This is a genomic window from Chryseobacterium sp. GM_Chr_2, from assembly GCF_026540445.1.
Taxonomy (GTDB): Bacteria; Bacteroidota; Bacteroidia; order Flavobacteriales; family Weeksellaceae; genus Chryseobacterium.
Map to the genome: position 1 here is coordinate 139083 of NZ_JALNUD010000005.1, position 20810 is coordinate 159892.

A 20810-nucleotide genomic window follows, 5' to 3' on the forward strand; every position below is an offset into this window, starting at 1 on the left:
GCTAGAAGCTGGATGAGGGAAGTTAAATTCATACTGTAAAAAAACTTCCATCTCCCATCATCCCACTTCCAACTATTTTACACCATCATATCAGCACAATTTGAACTTGCGAATGCGTAAGGTTTTGCTTTAAACACATATCCCATTCCCAGAATATATCCCATAGCGTCTCTCAAAGCGACGTTGGATTTGAAATCCGGATCGGTGTTAATGTCTGCGTGTACCTCCATTTCCACATCATAAGTTTCCAGAATAGAGCAAATTGCATAAGCGATTTCCACGGATTTGTTCACCTCGTTCAGCATACGCTCTTTGATACTGATACTCTGTATTTCTCTTTCTTTTCTGATAAAGGTAAACGCTCCTTTTCCCTCACGAATAAAGACAACTGCCGTAGCATAATTAATAGCATCACCATAAACGTGAGAGTCTGAACCCACACATACTTTCAGTCGATGTCCATTTGCCTGTTCGCGGATGATGGCTTCTTCTACCAACTGTGTGATAGACTGTTGGAAAATTTTTCCCATCATGTTCTGCCAAGTTTGTTGTTGCGTTTCCATTTTTTCTACATGTTTTGTTTTGTATTTGTTTAAATATTTATTTTAACGCAAAGTGCGCTAAGTTTTTTTACCAACTATCTGTTTTTATGTTCGCAAAGGCGTTTCACTCAGCAAAGAAAAAAGAGTTTTTTTGTTGTAGCCTTTTCTGTTGATTCATCAGGACTCGAACCTGAACAACAAGAGTCAAAGTCTTGTGTGCTGACCAATTACACTATGAATCAATTTATAAGTAATAAGTAATTGGTAATTAGTAATATTTTCATGCTTTATTATTACTCATTACACATTACTTATTATTCATATTTTGGTGGAACAGACAGGAATCGAGCCTGTACCTTTAGTTTTTCAGACTAACGTGCAGACCTGCTACACCACTCTTCCTTGTTTATGGATGATAATTGATAAGTTATAAATGATCCCATTGCAGTTTTTATCATTTATGATTGATTATTTATCAATTATATTTTGTACCTCACCCCAGATTCGAACTGGGATTTTACGGGATTTAAAGCCGTTTTCTCTGCCAATTGGAATAGAGAGGCAATTTTGTGCGGAAAGAGGGACTCGAACCCCCAAAACCTTGAGCCTAAATCAAGTGTGTCTACCATTTCCACCATTCCCGCGGATTTTATAAGTAATGAGTAATTGGTAATCAGTAATGAAAAAATTATGTCTTATTAATTATACCCGTTGCAATAATTACTCATTGCCCATTACTTATTACCCATATTTTAGGTCTGAGAAAAGCTTGTCTATATTTATAAACTATGCCTGTTATATTCGTAAAGATCTTCTGCGCTCGACAAACTTTTCCCTTTCCATTTAAACCTATTTCTTTGTGAATTGTTAATCGTCAATTTGTTTTACAGTCAATTTTTAAAATTCACTTGCGATGCAAAATTCACCATTCACTTATTCACTTTTCTGTACTCTATAAGGGAATCGAACCCTTGTTTTCTGCTCGAAAGGCAGGCGTCCTGAACCGTTAGACGAATAGAGCGTTTTTCTTGTGAATTGTCAATCGTCAATTTACTTGGTAGTCAATCTTTAAATTCACTTGCGGAGCAAAATTCACTATTCACATTTCACTTTCTTTGACCACTGACCAGGAGTCGAACCTGAACAACAAGAGTACATTTCCTGCATGCTGCCATTACATTATCGGCGGTTGGTGGAAGTAGTAGGATTCGAACCTATTCAGCAATAAAGCAACAGATTTACAGTCTGCCCCGACTCTCCAACTTCGGCGTACTTCCGGTTTTCATGAGTAATAAGCAATTGGTAATGAGTAATATTTTATAATAATCTTCCAATTCTTAACTTTTAATTTCTTGTGAAGAAAAACAAAGCCTGTCTTTAATTTTTTGTTTGATATAAGAACTTCTACGCTCGACAAACTTTTCTTTTTCTTCGGAACTAATCTCATTTTAGTTATTTGAGATGGTTATGAGATTGTTCATAACCATTTTATTTTTTTATCTGAATTCACGAATGTTTCACATTTCAAAACTCACTCAGCTTACGCAACGGTTTTGCAGACCGCCCCGACTCTTCCACTTCGGCGAACCATCGTTTTTATGAGTAATCAGTAATGGGCAATGAGTAATTTCCCAACATTCTGATTATTCTTTTTTATTTAAATTTTCATTAAAAAATAAAGCCTGTCTTAATTTTTTGTTTGATATAAGAACTTCTGCGCTTTGACAAACTTTATTTTACCTAAAAATTTATATTATGTTTAAAACTTTCTTCATCAAGTTTCAAGTGAGTTAAGAAAAAGCTTGTCTATATTATATCGTGTTTTTGGCGTAAAGATCTTCTGCTCTCGACAAACCTTTTCTTTTTCTCTTTTGAAACAATTAACTTGATGTGAATTGTGAATAGGTCAATTTGCTTCGCTTGTCAATTTTTAAATTCACTTGTAAAACAAAATTCACAATTGACTATTCACATTTTTTCGTCTGGAAAGCAAGATTCGAACTTGCGACCTCCCGCGTCCAAGACGGGTAAACAACCACCGTTATCTTTCCAGTTTTGCAGATTCACTTTAAAAATCTTCTCCGAGAGACAGTCGGATCCAAAATTTTCCGTGAATCTTTGCGGTCTATGCGAGAATCGAACTCGCAGTGCCTGAGCGACAGTCAGGTAGGTTAGCCATTACCTCAATAGACCTTTTTTTGCGTAGAGCAAAGGGATCGAACCTTCACTACTGTCGTAGAACTCATTAGCAGTAAGCCGCAACAAACCAATATTTGCCTACTCTCCTTTTGTGATCTCGACAGGATTCAAACCTGTAACTTTGGGTTTAGAAAACCCATACTCTATTCAGTTGAGTTACGAGACCGTTGTAATCCCAGAAAGATTCGAACTTTCAACCCCCGATTTAAAAGATCGGTGCTCTAACCATTTGAGCCATGAGATTTTATTTGTGAATGGTGAATTGTTAATTCGCTTTGCTTGTCAATTTTAAATTCACTTGTGAAACAAAATTCACTATTCACTTTTTGCAATCTCAGAAGGACTCGAACCTTCAACCTTCGGTTTCGTAAACCGACGCTCTATCCAATTGAGCCATGAGATTTTATTTGTGAGCGGTCAATTTTAAATTTTAAATTCATTTGTGAAACAAAATTCACCATTCACTTTTTGTAATCCCAGAAGGACTCGAACCTTCAACCTTCGGCGTATCAGACCGATGCTCCAACCCATTGAGCTATGAGATTGTTTTTAATTTATGAATAAGCAATCGTCAATCTGCTTTGGTTATCAATTTTAAAAAATTCGCTTACGAAGTAAAATTGACCATTGACTATTCACTTTTTTGGGTATCTCCGGGGATCGAACCCTGTTCTCCGGTGCCACAAACCGACGCTTTACCAAATAAGCTAGAGAAACCATAAAACATAAAAAAGCGCCTCTTTTCGGGAGGCGCTTTATATTTTTAGACGGGTCAGTTTATTAGCTGACCCATTTATATAAGCACCTTTTATCCACAAATTCACTATCAAGAAGAACAATACAAGCATACCCATGCCCCGTCGGTTCTACACCGCGCTGTCTTGAAGGTAAATTAGATATGTTATGTAATTGTTTCATTTTATTTTTCTTGTTTTAAAAAAAGTTTGTTTGAAAGGTTGAAAACTTGTTGCTTTCAATTTTCGGTTGCAAAGTAAAGATGATTTTTTTTAACCCGCAAATTTATTTTTCATTTAAACACTTGAAAATCAATTAATTATGACTGAAATTTAGAATAGAGAATTTCCGTCCGCAATATTTTGCAGATGTCTTAAATACCTAAATGACTGTCTCTCATCGGGTTACCTATCACGCTTTATTTTCTTATTAATTGTTCATTTGTTATTAAATAATTTTCATTTTTATGGTTATTTTTTTTCATTCTAAATAATTTCTGCCCTAAAAACACAAAAAACGCCCCGATCATCGAGGCGTTTCTGCAGTATTTTGTTTAAATTTTTACGAGTTTACAGTAAATAATTTTCAAAGCAAGCACATTTCGCCTCATCCAATATCATCCATTCATATCCAAACGATCCCTTTACTACAGGGTGATCGCATAGATTTAAACTGATATGTGCTCTTTGTATTGTCATAATTTTATTGGTGCAAAGATAATTGTTTTTCTTAATTTTTTAACAATGTTTATGACGAGTAGATCAAAAACTAGCGGCTTCGAGAGCCTTTTATTCGTTTCTGTTTTCTTTTTCTTCATTCATTAATCTATCAAATTCTTCAAGATCCGAAAATAAACTCCCTTGATAATCGTATAAACTTTTATGCTCGCTCGTCCTGATAATTACAATTCCTTTTGCTTCCATTAATGAAAGAGCAGGGAAAATTTCTTTGAGCCGTTTAATAGCAATCAATGGAGATTTATTTTTTCTCATTAATTCATCAACAATTTCATAAACGTTTTTATCTCCTTTCTTGATATATAGATATTTGTGATAATTATCCATTCTTTAAATTTAATGTCCAAAAATTTTACTCCGATTCATTTTATATCTTGAAATATCCTTTAAAATTACCTCATCATCAGGATTAAAATATTTTAATTCATTCACTATTTCAGAATGGGTTTTAATTTTTTCCGCAATAATTTCGTAAGCAATATTTCTTACGGTCAGTTGAAGCTGAACATCTTTTTTAAATTCATGCTTCATTGCATCCAAATAAATCGATTTTTTCTCGGAAGGCGTCTTTTTATATACTTCACGAATCGCAGAATCCAGATTTTTAACATCGAAGATATTCGCAAAATAGTTATTCAAACAATTAAAAGCATCTTTATTTTCTTCCCAGCCCTGAAGTAGAATTTTTTGAGCCGCTTCCGGTTTTTCCATTTTTTTACGATAAATTAAAGAAGCTTTTACCATTTGGTTATATTTCACATAATCATCTACCACCATTTGATAATAATTGTCGGCATTCTCAACCTCATTAATTTCCTTATACAGATCTCCCACTTTTTCTTTTTGCCCCAATTCTTTATATAATTCAATCGACTTTTTATACTGTTTTGCTTTTTCGTAACAATGGGCTGCTTCAGATTTATTATTTAATTTTTTGAGGTAAATTACTGCTGCTTCGTTATACAATTCGCCGTCTGCCAATGTTTTTGCACCGCGATAATTATCTTTCAAAAGATTGATATACACTTTTGCCGCATTTCTGTAATCTTTCTCGGAAATGTATTTTTGCGCACGTTCTTCGTATATATTATGAAGCCTGTTGAAAACTGAGGATTCTACATACGAGCTATTTCCCGCCATCGATCTGCCACTTTTTCCAGCATTGGCATTGTTTATTTCTTTGTCAGATTGAAAAATAACCACAATAAGCACAACAATAGCCACTACTACAAAAATTAAAAAAGTAGCAAACACATCCCAAAAGCTCTTATGGAAAAGCTCGGCCAGAATTCCGAATATTTTAATGAATATCAGGATAAAAAGTGCCGCGATAAATTTATCTGTAAATCTTTGTTTATTCATTTTTATCAGATTTTAAGATGGTTTTATCTTTACTAAATAGTCGATATAATACGACGATAACGCACACAATAAGCAACCAGACAAACCAGTTGTAGCCAAACATATTAATGAGCGGATAAAAAATATAAAGCAACATTCCCAAAAGGATAATCATGAGTAATACTTTCACTCCCGCCGGAATATTTTCGCCGCCGATATCAAAATAATTTCTCTTTACCAGATAATTATAAAGCCCTACCGCTCCTATCATAAAGATAATCAGCCAGACGATTTCCATAAATGAGGTATTATTCTTCGGTGTTGCATTTTGCAGCTCTTCAAAATTATTTTTACCATCATGAATAACAGGAAGTTCAGGTTCTTCTTTTGTTCCGTAATACTTTCCGAGAGAATCGATCATCAGAATTTGTTTTTTATTCCAAATGCTTTTTACCAAACCTTTATCGGCAGGTTTTCCGGTTGATTGTTTCAGAGAATCAGCAATTTTTTTCTTAAAACTTGTTGATTTTTCCTCTACCTGCTGAAAAATTTTCTGATTATAAATCTGCTTCAGAGAATCTTTCGACCTTTTCATTTTATTTTTTGTAATCGCAATATCATTTTCTACAGTTTCCAGATTTCGTCCGCCATTCTGAAGATGATGCTGAGTTACCAAATCATCATTATGTGTGTAAATTTGTCTCGTTTTGTTGAGTTCTCTTGAAAGTTGTGTTCTCTTTTCGCGATAAATAGAATCAATTTTCATATCTATTTCCGTAACTCCCGATTCAAACATCAGCGGATCTGATGGTTTTGAAATTACCGGAAGGTTACTCGTCTGAACATTTTCACTTTTTTCAGGTGTAGAGTTCATTTTATCCCATCGTATCGCAAATCTTATGATTGAAAATATAATAATGATCACCCAAAATATCCAGAAATAGCTTTTTTTACGGGGACGTTCATTATCAGAAAAATTTTCAGCTGAATTATTGTTTCCGCCAAACATATTTCCAAATAATCTACCGAACATTCCCTCGCCAAATTTAAATTTGCTGAAACCATCACCGCGTGAAGTTCCCATCACATCCAACGGCACACCCAAATCCACAATTCTATCCGGATGCTGCTCGATATATTTTAAATATTTTTCAATTTCCTTTTGATTTCCTGCTAATACTTTTTTTAGATCGAATGGTAAATCTTTCATCCATTCTTCATCGGTTTTAGGTTTAGATAAAGCTTCCAACACCTTATCATCATCCATTTCTACCGTATAACTCTTAATTTCGGAAGAAATTTTCACCCCATTCGATGGTTTTCGAACTTTCGAAGAATCCAGCAAAGGAGATTGAATGACTTCCAGCCAATTAATTTGCTCTGACAATTTCACCAAACCAAAATCAGGATGCATAATCAGATATTCTGAACCTGAACTTTTCCACTCTTCCGGCAAAATCTGCGGATAAAAAATAGTGTTTTCCGGAATAAACAATTTGTCATCAACCGACTGAAAATAAGCGTTCTTTCCAATTTCATTAGGAGCAGAACCATTGAAAATCAACAAACAACCGTATAAGCTATTCGGTTCATTAGACGGAATAGCAAAAGATTTCACCTCATTCAGATCAATTCCCAACAATTCCATTTCCTGAAGCCATACCAAAGGTGAAGAACCTTTTATCAAAAGTCCTTTCTTTGGATAGCTGTTTTTCGGAAAAGGTTTAATTCTTAGTTCCATAATCCAAAATATGTTTAATGAAATTCTTCATATAATCCGTATACATTTCGTCCATTTCTTTAATCTTCAACTGCGTATTTTTAGGCAGATAATATTCTGAACCGCCAAAATCTTTTCCGGTTGCCAACGCGAGATAACCGTATTGCGTGGAAGGTATATAAAAAGTAGGAATATGCTTGTTGCTGCTTTTAAAAGTGAGCATTCCGCGGGTATCGGTGATGATTTCGCTGCCATCTCCAAAAGTATATTTATTCTTATTCTGGCTTGCGATGACATCCAAATCCATAAGATTTTTATTAAAATTATATACATTATCAAACCTACGCGATAAAGCCAATTTGGAAACCACCAATTCTTGTGCTTCATTAATTCCTATGATTCCAAAATTGCTTAAAATATTTTCGCCACCGTTATGAAGCCTCGCCAACTCTGCCGTATTTCGGATAAATCGTCTGCTTATTTCTTCATTATTTTCAACCTGTTCTATGGAGATTTTACCATCAATATTGATTTTGAAAATCTTCGGAAAACCATCTTCATGCAGATAAAAATTTCGGTTAAAGTAAATAAGATTAAAATTCAACGGAATATTTTGTCCCGTTACATTCAGATCAGAATATTCTCCGGTAATCACATTCAGTTTTGAAAGCAATTTTTTATCCGGCTGATATTGGCAAATGATATAATTTCCCTGTTTATCTTTAGCCAAAGCAAACTGTCCTTTCGGTTTTATGGAAATATTTTCAACCAAAACCTCTGAACCACGATGAATTCTAGAACTTACATAAATATTTTTGTTGTAATAATTGTCTGACAAATACGTTCGCAGCAATTGTTTTTTGTTGCTTAAAATATAAAATTCTCCTTCATATAAAAAAGTGGTAATTCTGCTTTTTGGTGTTGGAAACAGCACCGGATAATTCAACGGAATCGGAGTTTTGGAACCGCTTTTCTGAGCATTATTATTTTGAACCGCTTTTTTCTTCGGAGGATTTGCCCATAATTCCTGCAACGGCAACATAATTTTCTGAATATGTTTTCTGGCTCCGTTGTGATGTTTGTAAAAATTCAGTTCGCCATTTGCCGAAGTAGTTACAATAAATTTCAATCGATCTCTGTTCTCATGAATGACTTTCTGAAGATTGGGATTGGCTAAATTTTCCTCATTCGTAACAAAGAAAACTTCCAGATCTTTTTCAGAATGCTTTTTACTGAAAAACTCGTCCAATGCAGGTGAAACATCCAATAAACCACTCACCTGATTCAGATTTTCAACCACTTCTTCCACTTTATCCAAAGACATCGGCGTGATATTTTTACCCAAGGCAAAAACTTTGCATTCCGTGTGTGCTTTCGGATGTTTGATGATCGCAATCGTGGAAGCAAAAGACAAAACCTTCGGCATTCCCCAATTTTTCAGGGAAGTATCTATTAAAATAATTCTTTCAAAAATATTTTCTTCAGGCGGAATTTCCCTTTGAATATACAATGCCTCATTATTGGCAATTCTACTCATGAAAACCTCATCTTCATTAGCAAATTCAGACAAAAGCATTCTGTGAAGTTCACCTTTATTCGTCATATCAGAAACGCCGCCAATTGGCTGTTCGCCAGGCGAAAGATGCTTCATCGGAATTTTTAAACCGCTCCAGATTCTTTTAATCAAACTTCCAACCTGAAATGTTTTTGGCTCTTCGATCAATTCCTGAATGAAATCATTACCGGCACTTTCTACAGTGGCTTCATCTTCGGCAATTTCATCTTCCAATTCAAGATCATCAATTTTTCCCTGTAATGCATCAATAATGGACTGTGTTGTAGGAAATATTTGGTTTAATCGTTCAAAAATCCGTAGATCATTATAAACAAAGTTGGGAGTTGCATACTTTTTAACTGCGCTTTCGCCAATTTTATGCGGTCTTTTTCGGTATCTTCCTAAAATTAATTCAGAATTTCCGGACGACAATCGAAGATAAACGCTTCCAAATAAGGTTTGTAAAAGCGTGATTCTATTTTGACCTTTTTTATAGACTTTATCTAAACTTTTTACGCGCTCCAGAAAATCAACCGTTATATTCACAATTCCTTTTACAGCATCTCCATCGCCGTAAAAATTCTTTGTCGGAGCCAATGCATCATTAAAATTGATATACCCATCCTGAGTGGCATACAAAGTTAAAAGCAGAGAACCAAAACTCGGGAAACCTACTTTTAACATTTTCAAAACTTCGATCACATACGCTCTATACGCAATCGGTCCTATATTCGGGATCGAAATAAGATTGTTTTCGTGATAGCCGGATTCATCGGGAACGTCTTCATCGGTCGTCCATTCCCAGAAATAATTTTCATACGATTGGAAATATTGATTTATATCCATTCCTTCGATTTTTCGGTGAGGCGAAATGAGCTTACAGACAACTTTCGAAAATCATTTTTAGTGATTGGCAGATAACTTCCGTCTTCATTCCATAAAAGCCATTTGCCGCGTTTTTCATTATATTTTTTTTGCAGTAAAGTGCTTACGTTTTTAAATTCAAAATCAAAACCTGTCGGCAATAAATGATCGTTTTTTAGCCAAAATGTTTTCCCCGGAAAGCTCAGCAACGGATTTCCCATAAATAAAGCTTTATCATTAATAACAATCCAGTTGATTTTTTCCAGTTTGAATTTTGGCATTGCAATGAGCATTTCTTTGATATCTTTCATTGAACATAACAAAGCGGTTGCCGGCTGCTCTTCTTCACTCGGTTTTAGCTGAACTTCAATTTTCCCGTCAATTCCAAAAAAATTCTGATTGGAAGGAGGAAAAGTAAGCTGTAAAGCTTTATGAATCGACATCCACAGCAAACCTGTTCGTATTTTTTTACTCGGAACCAAAGCTTCTATTCTGAATAAAAGTCCGTCTCGTAATTCGTAAAGCAAAAAATTAGGCAACTGCTGAAGCTCCGAAGAAACTGTCTGTTCTTCGGTAAAACCTCTGAGCCAAATGATCTCATCATCCGTTGCGATCTGAACATTTTTCCAATCTCGGATCGAGCCTAGAAAATCTTCAGACGAACGCGGAAATTCTGCCCAATATTCTTTTATGCGCTTTGGAGAATCTTCTGCCATAGACTTTCAATTTCTTTTTGAATAAATTGTCTTTGTTCAGGATTTTTGATCCAGTCGCAACGCGTTTGAAGATATCTCAATTTATCTTTGATGACATTCTGCTCTTCAAAACTTAATGCGCCGCTTTCCCATTTTTCAATCAAAATTTTAACATCTTTCATCACTTCTTCAGGATTCGGCGTTTTGTTTTGCAATGCCTGAGGATGAGACTGAGGATTTTCATCTTTTTCAATCGTCCTGTTGATGATACCTTCCAGAATTTCAATCTGTTCTTCGGTGTCCCAAATATGTTTCAGCACCCATAAATCCGATAAAATGGCTTCATTTCTTCCGCAAATCAAAGCACTTGCTGCAATCAAATTCTGCAACTTTACCGCTCTACGGTCGGAAATAGCAATTCCAGTATTTCTAAGACTGATAATCGTATTTAAATACACTTCATAAATAGGCTTCAAATCTATGCTTCTGCACAAACCCTGAAGTTCTTTGATCTCATGAGCTAAAATTTCTGGACTTTCCATTTCCACAAAATTTTCCAGTTTTCTTCCGGCTAAAAGTACCTGTTGAAGAAGGTCAGGATGTACATAATCTACATTAATTCTGATCAGAAAACGATCGAACAAAGCATTCAACGCTTCGTCTTCGGGAAGAACATTACTTGCTCCGACAAACATTAAGGCTGGAAGATGCTTGGTTTCTTTTCCTCTCTTGAAAATTTTTTCGTTTAAAGCCATCAAAAGTGAATTCAAAATCGCCGAATTGGCATTGAAGATCTCATCCAGAAAAACCATGGAAGCTTCCGGCATCATTCCTTCGGTATTCGTCAATAATTCACCTTCCTTTAATTTTCTGATATCAAATGGACCGAAAATTTCGTTAGGTTCGGTAAAACGTGTCAAAAGATATTCGAAGTTTTTGCCATCTTTTACAGTATTGGCCAATGTTCTCACAATAGCAGATTTTGCCGTTCCCGGAGGGCCGTACAAAAAGGCATTTTCTCTTGCCAAAAGGCAGATTCCCAATAGATCTACTACATCGTTTTTTCCAACAAAAGTGTCTTTCACATAGGACAGTACTTTGTTTAATTTTTCTATATTCTGAGTCATTAATTTTTTATTTTATCTTTTAAACGCAAAGAGCGCTAAGTTTCTTTTTAATAAATAAATGTTTTTAAGTTCGCAAAGGCGTTTCACTTAACAAAGACAACAAAGATTTAATCCTTTACAATTTTTAATTCTCTCCAGAAAATATCTTTATACATTCCAAATTCGGCGATCAATAACTGATTGATATAAGGAATTTCGGCAAGCTGATATGCTTTTTTTTCTACAATTCTTTCGAGATATAATTTTCGGTAGGTTTTATCTTTCAGTTCTTCTTCCCAGTTTATTTTTTCCAGATTCAGATCATATCCAATTCCTGAATAATGAAATTGCAATAGGATGTCTTCCAACATTTTCACTAAAGCATCTTCAGGATCCGCATTTTGAAGGACGATAATGATTTGTGGTAAAAACCTCAGTGAAAGATCGGCCGACAGCATGGATGAAACATCTCTTTTTCCTTTAAATTTCGGAATCAGTTTTTCTAAATCTTTTCCGGTTCCTTTTCTGATAAGATGCAATTGCACACTCTGATACAGAACTTTTGCAGCCCAAACAGCCGCCTCTTTATCACAACTGATTTGATCTGATAAAAACTCAAGACGTTCTTTTTCGAATTCAGATTCAAAATAATCGGCAGCATCGTGCTCTTCTTTTTTTGAGATTTCCTGAATGTCCGTAAAAATAGTGATGCATTCGTCTTTCCGAAGCATAAATAAAGTGTCTAAAAATGGGGATTTGGTTTCCATGATATAACAAAAATAGAATTATTTATCCGACAATAAAATTTTTAAATGAAGGATTGATGATTAAATAATAAAAAGATGGAAGTTAGGATGTTGGGTAATGGAAGTTTTTATTTTTTGTAGATTCATTTTGAATGATAAAAGGTGAATGTTATTACTGATTGTTAATTGGTAAACAACTTCCCTAGCCGTGATTGGAGCATTTGTTTGAGCTCATTTCTTTGTTTCGGGCGGCGGCTGGCTTTGCCAGCCGCCGCCCGAAACAAAAAAATAGCGAGTGCGGAAAGCGCGAAAAAGCTCCTAAAAAAACTGATTAAATAATTTTATCACATTGATATTTACCGCATATAAAGATTAGAAATTAGCTATGCACATATTTGCTATCTTTGCACTTTCAAAATAAAATTATGAGTATTCACATTAGCGCAAAAAAAGGAGAAATTGCTAAAGTTTTGTTACAACCCGGAGATCCGCTTCGCGCACAATATATTGCCGAAAATTTTTTAGAAGATGCCAAACTGGTAAGTAAAACAAGAGGAATTTTCTATTATACAGGGCTTTATAAAGGAAAAGAAATCTCTGTGGGAGCCAGCGGAATGGGCTTCCCGAGCATCGGAATCTATTCTTTTGAGTTGTTTACAGAATATGATGTAGATACGATCATCAGAATCGGAACTTGTGGCGCTTACAATACAGAGCTTCAGCTTTTTGATATTTTAAATGTTGAAAATGCAGCCAGTGAAAGTACGTATGCAAAATATGCTTGGGAAATTGAAGATGAAATTCTTTCTCACCAAGGAAATATTTTCAATACGATTAACCAAACTGCTGAAGAACTTTCATTAAAAGCCAAAGCAATCAATGTTCACAGTAGTGATATTTTCTACAGAAAAGATCCGGCTGTTCCTGCCATTGCAACGAAATATAACTGTCCTGCAGTAGAAATGGAAGCTTTTGGATTATTCGCCAATGCTCAATATTTAGGAAAAAATGCCGCAACCATTCTTACGGTAACAGACATTATTCCGACTCACGAAAAAATCTCTGCTGACGAAAGAGAAAAAGCGTTGAAACCAATGATGGAATTAGCGTTGGAATCAGCACTTAAAAGTTTATAAGAGCGAATATCTTTCGTTTGAAAATATTTATAAAAAAGAGTTTTACAGTGATGTAGAACTCTTTTTTTATATTCTGAAAAAACTTTTTGCAACTTCTGTTGTTTCATCGGCAACTTCAGAAATACTGATTTTCTTTACATTGGCAATCGTTTGGGCAACATAAGGCAAAAATGAAGGTTCGTTTCTACGGTTTTGCATTCGAGGCATATTTTTCGGAAGCATAAAAGGCGCATCGGTTTCGATCATTATTCGGTCGAGGGGAACATATTTAATGACTTCTTCCAAATATTTGAATCTACCTTGATCGCTAATAGCTCCAGTGAAACCTAAGTAAAAACCTTTATCCAAATAAATTTTCGCTTCCTCCAAAGCTCCGGTAAAACAATGGACAACAGCTTTTGGAAGTTTTGATAAATATTCGTCTGTGATTTCGTTAAACCTTTTGAAGGCTAATCTTTCGTGAAAAAAAAGAGGTTTATTCACTTCGATTGATAATTCAAGTTGAGCGCGATAGCATTTTTCCTGAATGGATCTTGGCGAAAAATCTCTGTCGAAATCTAGTCCACATTCTCCAACGGAAACAACGTGATCCAGTCTTAAAAGTTTTCTTAATTCATGAATACTTTCATTGTTGAAAGATTTTGCATCATGAGGATGAATTCCAGCGGTTGAAAATATAATTTCAGGATAATCTTCTGCAATCTCCGCTGATTCTTTACTTCGGCGAACGCTTGTTCCTGTGAGGATCATTTGCTCTACTCCATTGTCAAGGGCGCGGTTGATGATTTCTTCTTGTTCGTTATAAAATTGTTTATTGGTGAGATTGATACCAATATCGATAAATGTGTTCATTTTTTTCTTTTTTTATCATTATTTATTAAAAAACATCTTGTTATATGGGCTCTGCTTATCGAGCTTTTAAAAGATTTTTCAGAGTAAAAGCTTCTATAATTAGAAGTTATTCTTCCATTGATTTCTCTTGTAATTTTAGCCCAAATTAATTTTCGTTTTTTTCTTCTCCATTTAAAAAACTGAGTTGTTTCTCTAAGTTGATCTTCTATTTCTAATCTTTCAGTCCTTCTCCATTTTTTATTCCCATACTTTTTTAAATAAGGTCCGATTTTACCCCATTCATAACTTCTGAAAGTTCCCTTGTTATAAATGTTTTTCATGCTTTTGAATTAAATATGAATTAATTTCGTTTGCCTTGAAATCTAAGATGGGAATACCGCAGGATTCGAACCTGCATACTCTTTCGCATGTTAGCGAAAGTATTTATTCCCTCTATAAACTTCGTATTCCTTGCGAAACGTACGGGACTCGAACCCGCAACATCTGACCTGGAAAATCAGGGCTCTTCCTTTTGAGCTAACGTTTCTGTTTTGGAAGATAAGCAGGAATCGAACCTGCAACTCACTTTAGCAAAATGTATTTTTCCATTATAACTATTATCTCCATTTTGGAAGCGTGTGGGACTCGAACCCACGACCTTTGCCGCGCAATGACAAAATTCTTCCAGCTGAACTAACGCTTCCTATATTTTACCAGTTATTAATTTTATAATTTTTCAATAAAACTCCACTGAAATAATTTCCATTAATTCCTTCCACAATCGGATGTAAAATTCTCGCAGCTCCATCCACAGAATCCAATGGTGGAATATATCCCTGTTCAAACTGTTTCTTTCTCAAACTTTCCTTTGCTCCCGTGGAAATCCAACCAACATCAACTGCTGTCATATAAATCTGATCTTTTTCAAATTCCTTTGCCGAAGTGAGCGTCATCATATTCAGAGCGGCCTTTGTCATATTCGTATGCGGATGAAAAATCGTTTTATTATCATAACTGAAAATACCTTCCGAAGACGTCACATTCACGATAAATTTTTCTTTAAAAACTGAGTTTTTCATTAATTGTTTTAATTCTTTAATCAGAAAATAGGGCGCGATATGATTGATTAAATTCACCTCAACCAATTCGTACATCGAAACTTCTTCCAATGTAGAATTCCAGCTCGTTTTATCCCGATTATCAACAGGTTGCCCGAAACGCGTTAAAGCAATATTCGCTTCTTCATTTTCCGCATATTCCAGTTTTTCGATTTCGGAGGAAATTGCTGTTGCGTTGGGAATTAATTTTTGATTGTTTCTACATTCAACCAACATTTCGTTTTCACGTTTGATGACAGGTAAATAATATTGATCGGGATATTTAATTGTCTGCGCTGCATTATTGATTAATATATCAAGCGTTTCAAAATTCGATTTATAAAAATCTATAAATTCCTGAATTGCCTTTAAATTTCTAAGATCTAAACCATATACCCAAAGTCTGTCTTTCCATTCATCATAATCTACTTCCTGCTGCAAAGTTTCCAATGCCAGCGCCGGAAAACGGGTCGTCAAAACCAAATTGGCACCGTTTCTCAACAATTTTAAAGCGGTTGCGAAACCTACCTTTACACGTCCTCCGGTTAAAATTACATTTCTTCCCGCTAAATCTGTTGACAAAAAACGTTTTTCGTAATTTTCGTCCGCACATTTTGGGCACAGTCTCGTGTAAAAAGAATGGGCGTAATGATAACTTTGGTTACAGCAATAGCAGTTTTTAGGTATTTGTAATTTTGTAAGTTGTGTTTCGCCTTTTTGGTCATCATAAAAAGCAGAAACTCCCGCCAACGCTTTTTTCATTAGTACAGATTCAGAATTAATCTCTAAATCATGAGATTTCATCTGAAAGTAATTTTCCTGGCGACTTTGCTTTTTGGCGTTCTTATGAATTTTCGTAATTAATCCTGAAAAAGTTTGATTATCCGGATTAGAAAATGGCTCATCTTTTAAGGCATTTAATACCTTAAGACACGATTTCCATTCGCTTTGCGTAAAGTTTTGATTAGAAAAATCCATTGCTTTTTATTTACAAAAGCAAAATTATTTTTCATGTACGCATTCTTTTTACGTAGCAAAAAATATTTTTTATTCATTAATAATTATTCACAATCATAAATTATTATATATCATATTTTCAATTTCAAATAATAATAACAAAATGCCAAGTTGAGATTAATACAAACAACAACATTTATTATTTTAAAGAAAATATATAAAACATTAACATACCACGTTTAAAAATAATCTTATTGAATAATAACAAATTACAGTATAAAAATTAAATTTCAACCAATAATAAATACTTTCAAATAAAAAAATCGTAAATTTACGTTATACAATATTTCTAATGATGGTGATAAAATTTTCAGTTCTTATAGCGAATTATAATAACGGAAAGTACTTCAAGGAGTGCTATGAATCTATTATCAATCAATCTTATACTAATTTTGAAGTGATAATAGTGGATGATGCTTCAACGGATGATTCTGTGGAAATTATAAAAAGAATCATTTCGGGAGATGATCGTTTCAAACTGTTTGAAAATGAATCTAACAAAGGATGTGGTTTCACAAAAAGAAAATGTATGGAATATGCAGAAGGTGAAATCTGTGGTTATCTGGATCCTGACGACGCGCTTTACCCTACCGCACTAGAAAAATCGGTAGCAGAATACGACAATAATCCTGAAATTGTTGCTACGTATTCCAGAATGATGATGTGTGATGAAAATCTGACGGCTGACAAAACTTTTTCAAAAACAAAACAAATCTACAACGACAAGTATTTTTTTAATTGTCCAGTTCAATTTGCTCACTTTTTTACTTTTAAAAAAGAAATTTACCAAAAAACTTTAGGTATCAATCCTGAACTTACCAGTGCTGTGGATCAAGATCTTTATCTGAAAATATTAGATCACGGAAATCCTGCATTTATTGATGAAGATCTTTATAAATACAGACTTCATTCTCACGGAATTTCACAATTCAAATCGAAGAAAAAAGCGAAAGAATCTTTTGCCAGAGTTATCTTTAACACGATGAAAAGGCGCTCTATAAAGATGATTAATAAGCAAACTGTTCCCAAGACTTATACTAACGAAAAAGATATTTATGATCTTTTACAGTATCAAACCAAAGTTGCTTTCAGATTAAAAACAAAAGCGAGATTATTCTTCAACTTTTAATCATTAATAAAAGTTTCGAGAAAGCCTATTAAATGAGTCCCTCCGTGGCTCCACCTCATACCATGACCTCCTTTTTCACGAACTTCAAATACAAGATTGTGTTTGTAATGAAAAAATACATTCCACCATGTTTGGTAATCTAAAATATGGTGGATTTTTTCCATTACAATCTTCTGTTTTTCTTGATTATTTCCTTTTACTTCGCCCCAAAACTGATCTTCCATTCTTCCGACATGTTTTTCCCAAGCTCGCTGTGCGATGGTGATTTCATTATTAAAAGGCTTTTCACAACTCTCAATCAAAATATTTTTTAAAGGCGGAATGGCAGATTCATCGCGAATACTCGCAGAAGTCAACCGTTGTCCTAAAATATTCAACCAATGTTCAAAAGGAATTTGTTCAAGAGATTTTACAAGTACTTCCTTTGTTAATTCTCTATCAAAAATATCAATGAATAATTTAAAACTTTCAGATCGCTCAATTTGAATTTCTTCATTAAAATAAGGCAATACAAAGTCTACATTTCCATCTTTAAACCGATGAATATTCTTACTCATGTTTTCCAAATATTCTTCAGCTAAAATTTTAGAATATTGATCTTTCCATTCATTCGAAAACAATGAAATATAGGGTTGAAATAGATTCATTTTTTAAAAGAGTTTTATCAGATTAACAGGCAAATTTTCTTCTGTAATTAAATAATCTGTGAGATTAAACCAATGTTTGCAATGATCTAAAACCCAGCCGTCTGAGGAAACCACAATTTCAGCATTTTCCACTAAAAATTTATCGGGATTAAATTCTAAAAGTACTTCCCAATGATAAGATTTTTCCCGAGCAAAATCAAGAATTATCTGCTTAATTCTTCCACTGTTAGAAACCGGTTGATCAAAAACCCAAACTAATTTTTCAGGTTTTATCTGATGAAAAAAACGACCTACTAAACCAATTGCTTCAAAAGTTTGGTTCACTCTTTTATAAGTTCCGTGAACGCCTGACAAATCACGGTAGCAGCCATCCAATCCCTGAAATAAATATGCTCCGGAAAGCAAACTTTCCAACAAAATCAAAATATTGAAGCCATCTAGAAAAACAACTTTATCTTTGAGATCGATAAAATTCAGTTGCTTATTTTTTCTTGTCTGAATCTGATTTTCTGATGCCGAAGCACCACGAAAAGCCTGAATTTGTCGGGTTTTAAGTTTATAACGATTTCCTGCCAAATCACAACTTGCCTTTTCTGCGTATCCATGGCTCAAAAGATATTTCACATCCTGAACAGCCTCTCTCATCTTATCAATTTGCTTTTCTATTCCAAACAAATCATCATCTTCGGTATTTTTTCCACGGTTCCTGTTATTCATGCTCAAATGTAAAATTTTTAATGAAAAATATTGATTTTGGGAATCAATATTTGTAAGAAAACCCAAAAAACGTAATGCAGAACACAAATTTGGGAAAGGGAAACCCTGCTTAATGTTAACAAAATTTAATTTTTATCGTAAAAAACAAAACAATAAATATTGATTATTCAACTAAAAAACAAACACATACACTCATCCTTATCATACAACGTAAGATATTATAAAAATCTCTTTGCAGTTTGTTTAAAATTATTACATTTAGAGACTTTCAATTGTTAATAAATCATCAACATTGATTACCATTTTATATTGAAAACACTTTTTAAATAATTATTTCTAAAATTCAGAAAATAAGTAAGTTTAATTTTTATGAAACAGAGATAGAAAAGTGCAATCGATTACATTGAAAGATAAAAAATTAATCACCTATCATTAAAACTACATGACATTATGCAAATAATAGATTCCGGGCCACAATATTCTTCTGGAGCAAAAGCGGAAATTAATATGACTTATGTAACTGTATTGACCTTAGTTGCGACCTTAGGCGGACTTTTATTCGGTTATGATACGGCTGTAATTTCCGGAGCCGAAAAATCGATTCAGGAATATTTAATCATTCCTTTAGGATTGAGCTCTCTTGCCCATGGAGCAACGATTTCCAGCGCATTGATCGGCTGCATTATCGGAGGAGCAGTTTCAGGATTTTTCTCATCAAAATTAGGAAGAAAAAAATCTTTGATGCTGGCGGCATTTTTATTCTTCATCAGCGCTTTGGGAGCTGCTTATCCAGAATTTTTATTCTTTAAGCACGGTGAACATTCCATGGGAGTTTTGCTAGCCTTTAATTTTTACAGAATTATCGGTGGAATCGGAGTTGGACTAGCTTCTGCCGTTTGCCCGATGTATATTGGAGAGATTGCACCTGCTGAAGTTCGCGGAAGGTTAGTTTCTCTGAATCAATTTGCAATCATCTTCGGAATGTTGGTGGTGTATTTTGTCAACTGGGGAATTGCGGATGGAAAATCCGTAGAATGGATCAACAATATCGGATGGCGTTACATGTTTTTATCTCTAACGATTCCTGCTGCTTTATTTGGAATTCTACTGTTCTTTGTACCTGAAACACCGAGATATTTAACCTTGATTAAAAAAGATGATGAAGCGCTTAAAATTTTAACAAAAATTAATGGACAATTAAGAGGTCACCAGATTTTTAACGAAATAAAAGGAACGGTTGCCGAACATAAAAGTGAGATTTTCGCTTTCGGAAAAACTGTTATCATTATCGGGATTTTGCTTTCTGTTTTTCAGCAGTTTGTTGGAATCAACGTTGCCTTGTACTATGCACCGAGGATTTTTGAAAGCATGGGCGTTCATAAAGACGCTTCCATGTTACAGACTGTGGTGATGGGATTGGTGAATGTAGTCTTTACCGTTGTCGCCATTTTTACCGTTGATAAATGGGGAAGAAAACCTTTATTGATCGTTGGTTCCATCGGAATGGCAATTGGTATGTTTGCCATTGCTATTTTCTCCTACCTTCATATTATCGGGATTGCCACTTTGGTGTTTATCATTGTGTATACGGCATCTTTTATGATGTCGTGGGGACCGATTTGCTGGGTTTTAATCTCTGAACTTTTCCCGAACAAAATACGAGGAGGTGCGATTGCGATTGCCGTTGCCGCGCAATGGGCTGCCAATTATTTAATCTCATCAACTTATCCTTTTATGATGGAATTCAGTGGGGCATTTACCTACGGATTTTATGGAGTAATGAGCGTTTTATCCTTACTTTTTGTATGGAAAATGGTTCCTGAAACGAAGGGAAAATCATTAGAGGAAATTGAAACCCTTTGGAAAAAATAAAAATTTCTTACATCATACACACTTAGTTAGGTGAAGGACATCATTTTTTGGTGTCCTTCATTATTTTTAGTGATTAAGACTTCATTGAATTTTATTAATTTTAACCCATTAATTTAAACTAATC

The 20810-nt window shown here is 34.4% G+C and carries 16 protein-coding genes and 16 tRNA genes; 3 read left to right on the plus strand and 29 right to left on the minus strand.

The window, feature by feature from the left end; genetic code table 11:
- Positions 1–77: 77 nt before the first annotated feature.
- The 21 genes from OXQ85_RS09955 to OXQ85_RS10055 all read right to left on the minus strand — a co-directional run bounded on the left by OXQ85_RS09955 (position 78) and on the right by OXQ85_RS10055 (position 12261).
- Positions 78–563, minus strand: a complete 486-nt coding sequence (locus OXQ85_RS09955; RefSeq protein WP_267404103.1) for a ribonuclease H-like YkuK family protein — start codon at positions 561–563, stop codon at positions 78–80.
- A 148-nt stretch (positions 564–711) separates the two neighbouring features.
- Positions 712–784, minus strand: a tRNA-Gln gene (locus tag OXQ85_RS09960).
- 84 nt (positions 785–868) lie between these two features.
- Positions 869–944 (minus strand) — tRNA-Phe (locus OXQ85_RS09965).
- Between the two features lie 87 nt (positions 945–1031).
- A tRNA-Leu gene (locus tag OXQ85_RS09970) sits at positions 1032–1105 on the minus strand.
- A gap of 7 nt (positions 1106–1112) precedes the next feature.
- Positions 1113–1186, minus strand: a tRNA-Leu gene (locus OXQ85_RS09975).
- 304 nt (positions 1187–1490) lie between these two features.
- Positions 1491–1563 (minus strand) — tRNA-Glu (locus OXQ85_RS09980).
- A gap of 169 nt (positions 1564–1732) precedes the next feature.
- Positions 1733–1819: transfer RNA gene (locus OXQ85_RS09985), tRNA-Tyr, on the minus strand.
- 704 nt (positions 1820–2523) lie between these two features.
- A tRNA-Pro gene (locus tag OXQ85_RS09990) sits at positions 2524–2595 on the minus strand.
- 68 nt (positions 2596–2663) lie between these two features.
- A tRNA-Asp gene (locus OXQ85_RS09995) sits at positions 2664–2735 on the minus strand.
- 98 nt (positions 2736–2833) lie between these two features.
- Positions 2834–2907 (minus strand) — tRNA-Arg (locus OXQ85_RS10000).
- A 4-nt stretch (positions 2908–2911) separates the two neighbouring features.
- Positions 2912–2985, minus strand: a tRNA-Lys gene (locus tag OXQ85_RS10005).
- Positions 2986–3070: 85 nt separating this feature from the next.
- Positions 3071–3144 (minus strand) — tRNA-Arg (locus OXQ85_RS10010).
- Positions 3145–3212: 68 nt separating this feature from the next.
- Positions 3213–3286, minus strand: a tRNA-Ile gene (locus OXQ85_RS10015).
- A gap of 100 nt (positions 3287–3386) precedes the next feature.
- Positions 3387–3459 (minus strand) — tRNA-His (locus tag OXQ85_RS10020).
- A gap of 805 nt (positions 3460–4264) precedes the next feature.
- On the minus strand, positions 4265–4540 hold the full coding sequence (locus tag OXQ85_RS10025; RefSeq protein WP_267404105.1) for a hypothetical protein: 276 nt from the start codon (positions 4538–4540) through the stop codon (positions 4265–4267).
- Positions 4541–4549: 9 nt separating this feature from the next.
- On the minus strand, positions 4550–5575 hold the full coding sequence (locus OXQ85_RS10030; protein WP_267404107.1) for a hypothetical protein: 1026 nt from the start codon (positions 5573–5575) through the stop codon (positions 4550–4552).
- Positions 5568–7295, minus strand: a complete 1728-nt coding sequence (locus tag OXQ85_RS10035; protein WP_267404109.1) for an APC family permease — start codon at positions 7293–7295, stop codon at positions 5568–5570. Before OXQ85_RS10035 ends, OXQ85_RS10030 begins: the two co-directional genes overlap by 8 nt.
- Entirely contained in the window at positions 7279–9675 is a 2397-nt protein-coding gene (locus tag OXQ85_RS10040) for a hypothetical protein (protein ID WP_267404110.1), read from the minus strand. The genes OXQ85_RS10035 and OXQ85_RS10040 overlap by 17 nt, the downstream gene beginning before the upstream one ends.
- Positions 9666–10409: a hypothetical protein gene (locus OXQ85_RS10045; protein WP_267404111.1), complete on the minus strand. Its 744-nt coding sequence runs from the start codon at positions 10407–10409 to the stop codon at positions 9666–9668. The genes OXQ85_RS10040 and OXQ85_RS10045 overlap by 10 nt, the downstream gene beginning before the upstream one ends.
- The gene (locus OXQ85_RS10050) at positions 10382–11515 is read right to left on the minus strand and encodes an AAA family ATPase (RefSeq protein WP_267404112.1); all 1134 of its coding nucleotides are present in this window, start codon (positions 11513–11515) and stop codon (positions 10382–10384) included. The genes OXQ85_RS10045 and OXQ85_RS10050 overlap by 28 nt, the downstream gene beginning before the upstream one ends.
- A gap of 107 nt (positions 11516–11622) precedes the next feature.
- Positions 11623–12261 (minus strand): hypothetical protein, encoded by a 639-nt coding sequence (locus OXQ85_RS10055; protein WP_267404114.1) that lies wholly within the window; start codon positions 12259–12261, stop codon positions 11623–11625.
- A 404-nt stretch (positions 12262–12665) separates the two neighbouring features.
- Here OXQ85_RS10055 and deoD point away from each other — a divergent pair, with 404 nt between their 5' ends.
- Entirely contained in the window at positions 12666–13376 is a 711-nt protein-coding gene (deoD, locus tag OXQ85_RS10060; RefSeq protein WP_267404116.1) for a purine-nucleoside phosphorylase, read from the plus strand.
- Positions 13377–13442: 66 nt separating this feature from the next.
- Here the strand turns inward: deoD and OXQ85_RS10065 are convergent, their stop codons facing one another.
- From OXQ85_RS10065 to OXQ85_RS10090, 6 genes are all read right to left on the minus strand, one after another.
- A complete protein-coding gene (locus OXQ85_RS10065) occupies positions 13443–14228 on the minus strand; it encodes a TatD family hydrolase (RefSeq protein ID WP_267404118.1) in 786 nt (261 codons plus the stop codon).
- Positions 14225–14548, minus strand: coding sequence for a hypothetical protein (locus OXQ85_RS10070; protein WP_267404120.1), 324 nt, complete (start codon positions 14546–14548; stop codon positions 14225–14227). The genes OXQ85_RS10065 and OXQ85_RS10070 overlap by 4 nt, the downstream gene beginning before the upstream one ends.
- Before the next feature lie 133 nt (positions 14549–14681).
- A tRNA-Gly gene (locus OXQ85_RS10075) sits at positions 14682–14754 on the minus strand.
- Positions 14755–14760: 6 nt separating this feature from the next.
- Positions 14761–14832, minus strand: a tRNA-Ser gene (locus OXQ85_RS10080).
- A gap of 5 nt (positions 14833–14837) precedes the next feature.
- Positions 14838–14910: transfer RNA gene (locus tag OXQ85_RS10085), tRNA-Ala, on the minus strand.
- Between the two features lie 7 nt (positions 14911–14917).
- Positions 14918–16282 (minus strand): SDR family oxidoreductase, encoded by a 1365-nt coding sequence (locus tag OXQ85_RS10090; protein ID WP_267404122.1) that lies wholly within the window; start codon positions 16280–16282, stop codon positions 14918–14920.
- Between the two features lie 331 nt (positions 16283–16613).
- Here OXQ85_RS10090 and OXQ85_RS10095 point away from each other — a divergent pair, with 331 nt between their 5' ends.
- On the plus strand, positions 16614–17450 hold the full coding sequence (locus OXQ85_RS10095) for a glycosyltransferase (RefSeq protein WP_267404124.1): 837 nt from the start codon (positions 16614–16616) through the stop codon (positions 17448–17450).
- Here the strand turns inward: OXQ85_RS10095 and OXQ85_RS10100 are convergent.
- Together OXQ85_RS10100 and OXQ85_RS10105 are read right to left on the minus strand one after the other, a co-directional pair.
- The gene (locus tag OXQ85_RS10100) at positions 17447–18097 is read right to left on the minus strand and encodes a hypothetical protein (RefSeq protein WP_267404126.1); all 651 of its coding nucleotides are present in this window, start codon (positions 18095–18097) and stop codon (positions 17447–17449) included. The two genes, OXQ85_RS10095 and OXQ85_RS10100, sit on opposite strands and share 4 nt — an antisense overlap.
- 3 nt (positions 18098–18100) lie before the next feature.
- Positions 18101–18814 carry a DUF434 domain-containing protein gene (locus tag OXQ85_RS10105; protein ID WP_267404128.1) on the minus strand — a complete coding sequence of 238 codons (714 nt, stop codon included), beginning with the start codon at positions 18812–18814 and terminating at the stop codon, positions 18101–18103.
- Between the two features lie 450 nt (positions 18815–19264).
- Between OXQ85_RS10105 and xylE the strand changes: the two genes are divergently transcribed.
- Entirely contained in the window at positions 19265–20686 is a 1422-nt protein-coding gene (xylE, locus tag OXQ85_RS10110) for a D-xylose transporter XylE (protein WP_267404130.1), read from the plus strand.
- Positions 20687–20810 lie beyond the last annotated feature (124 nt).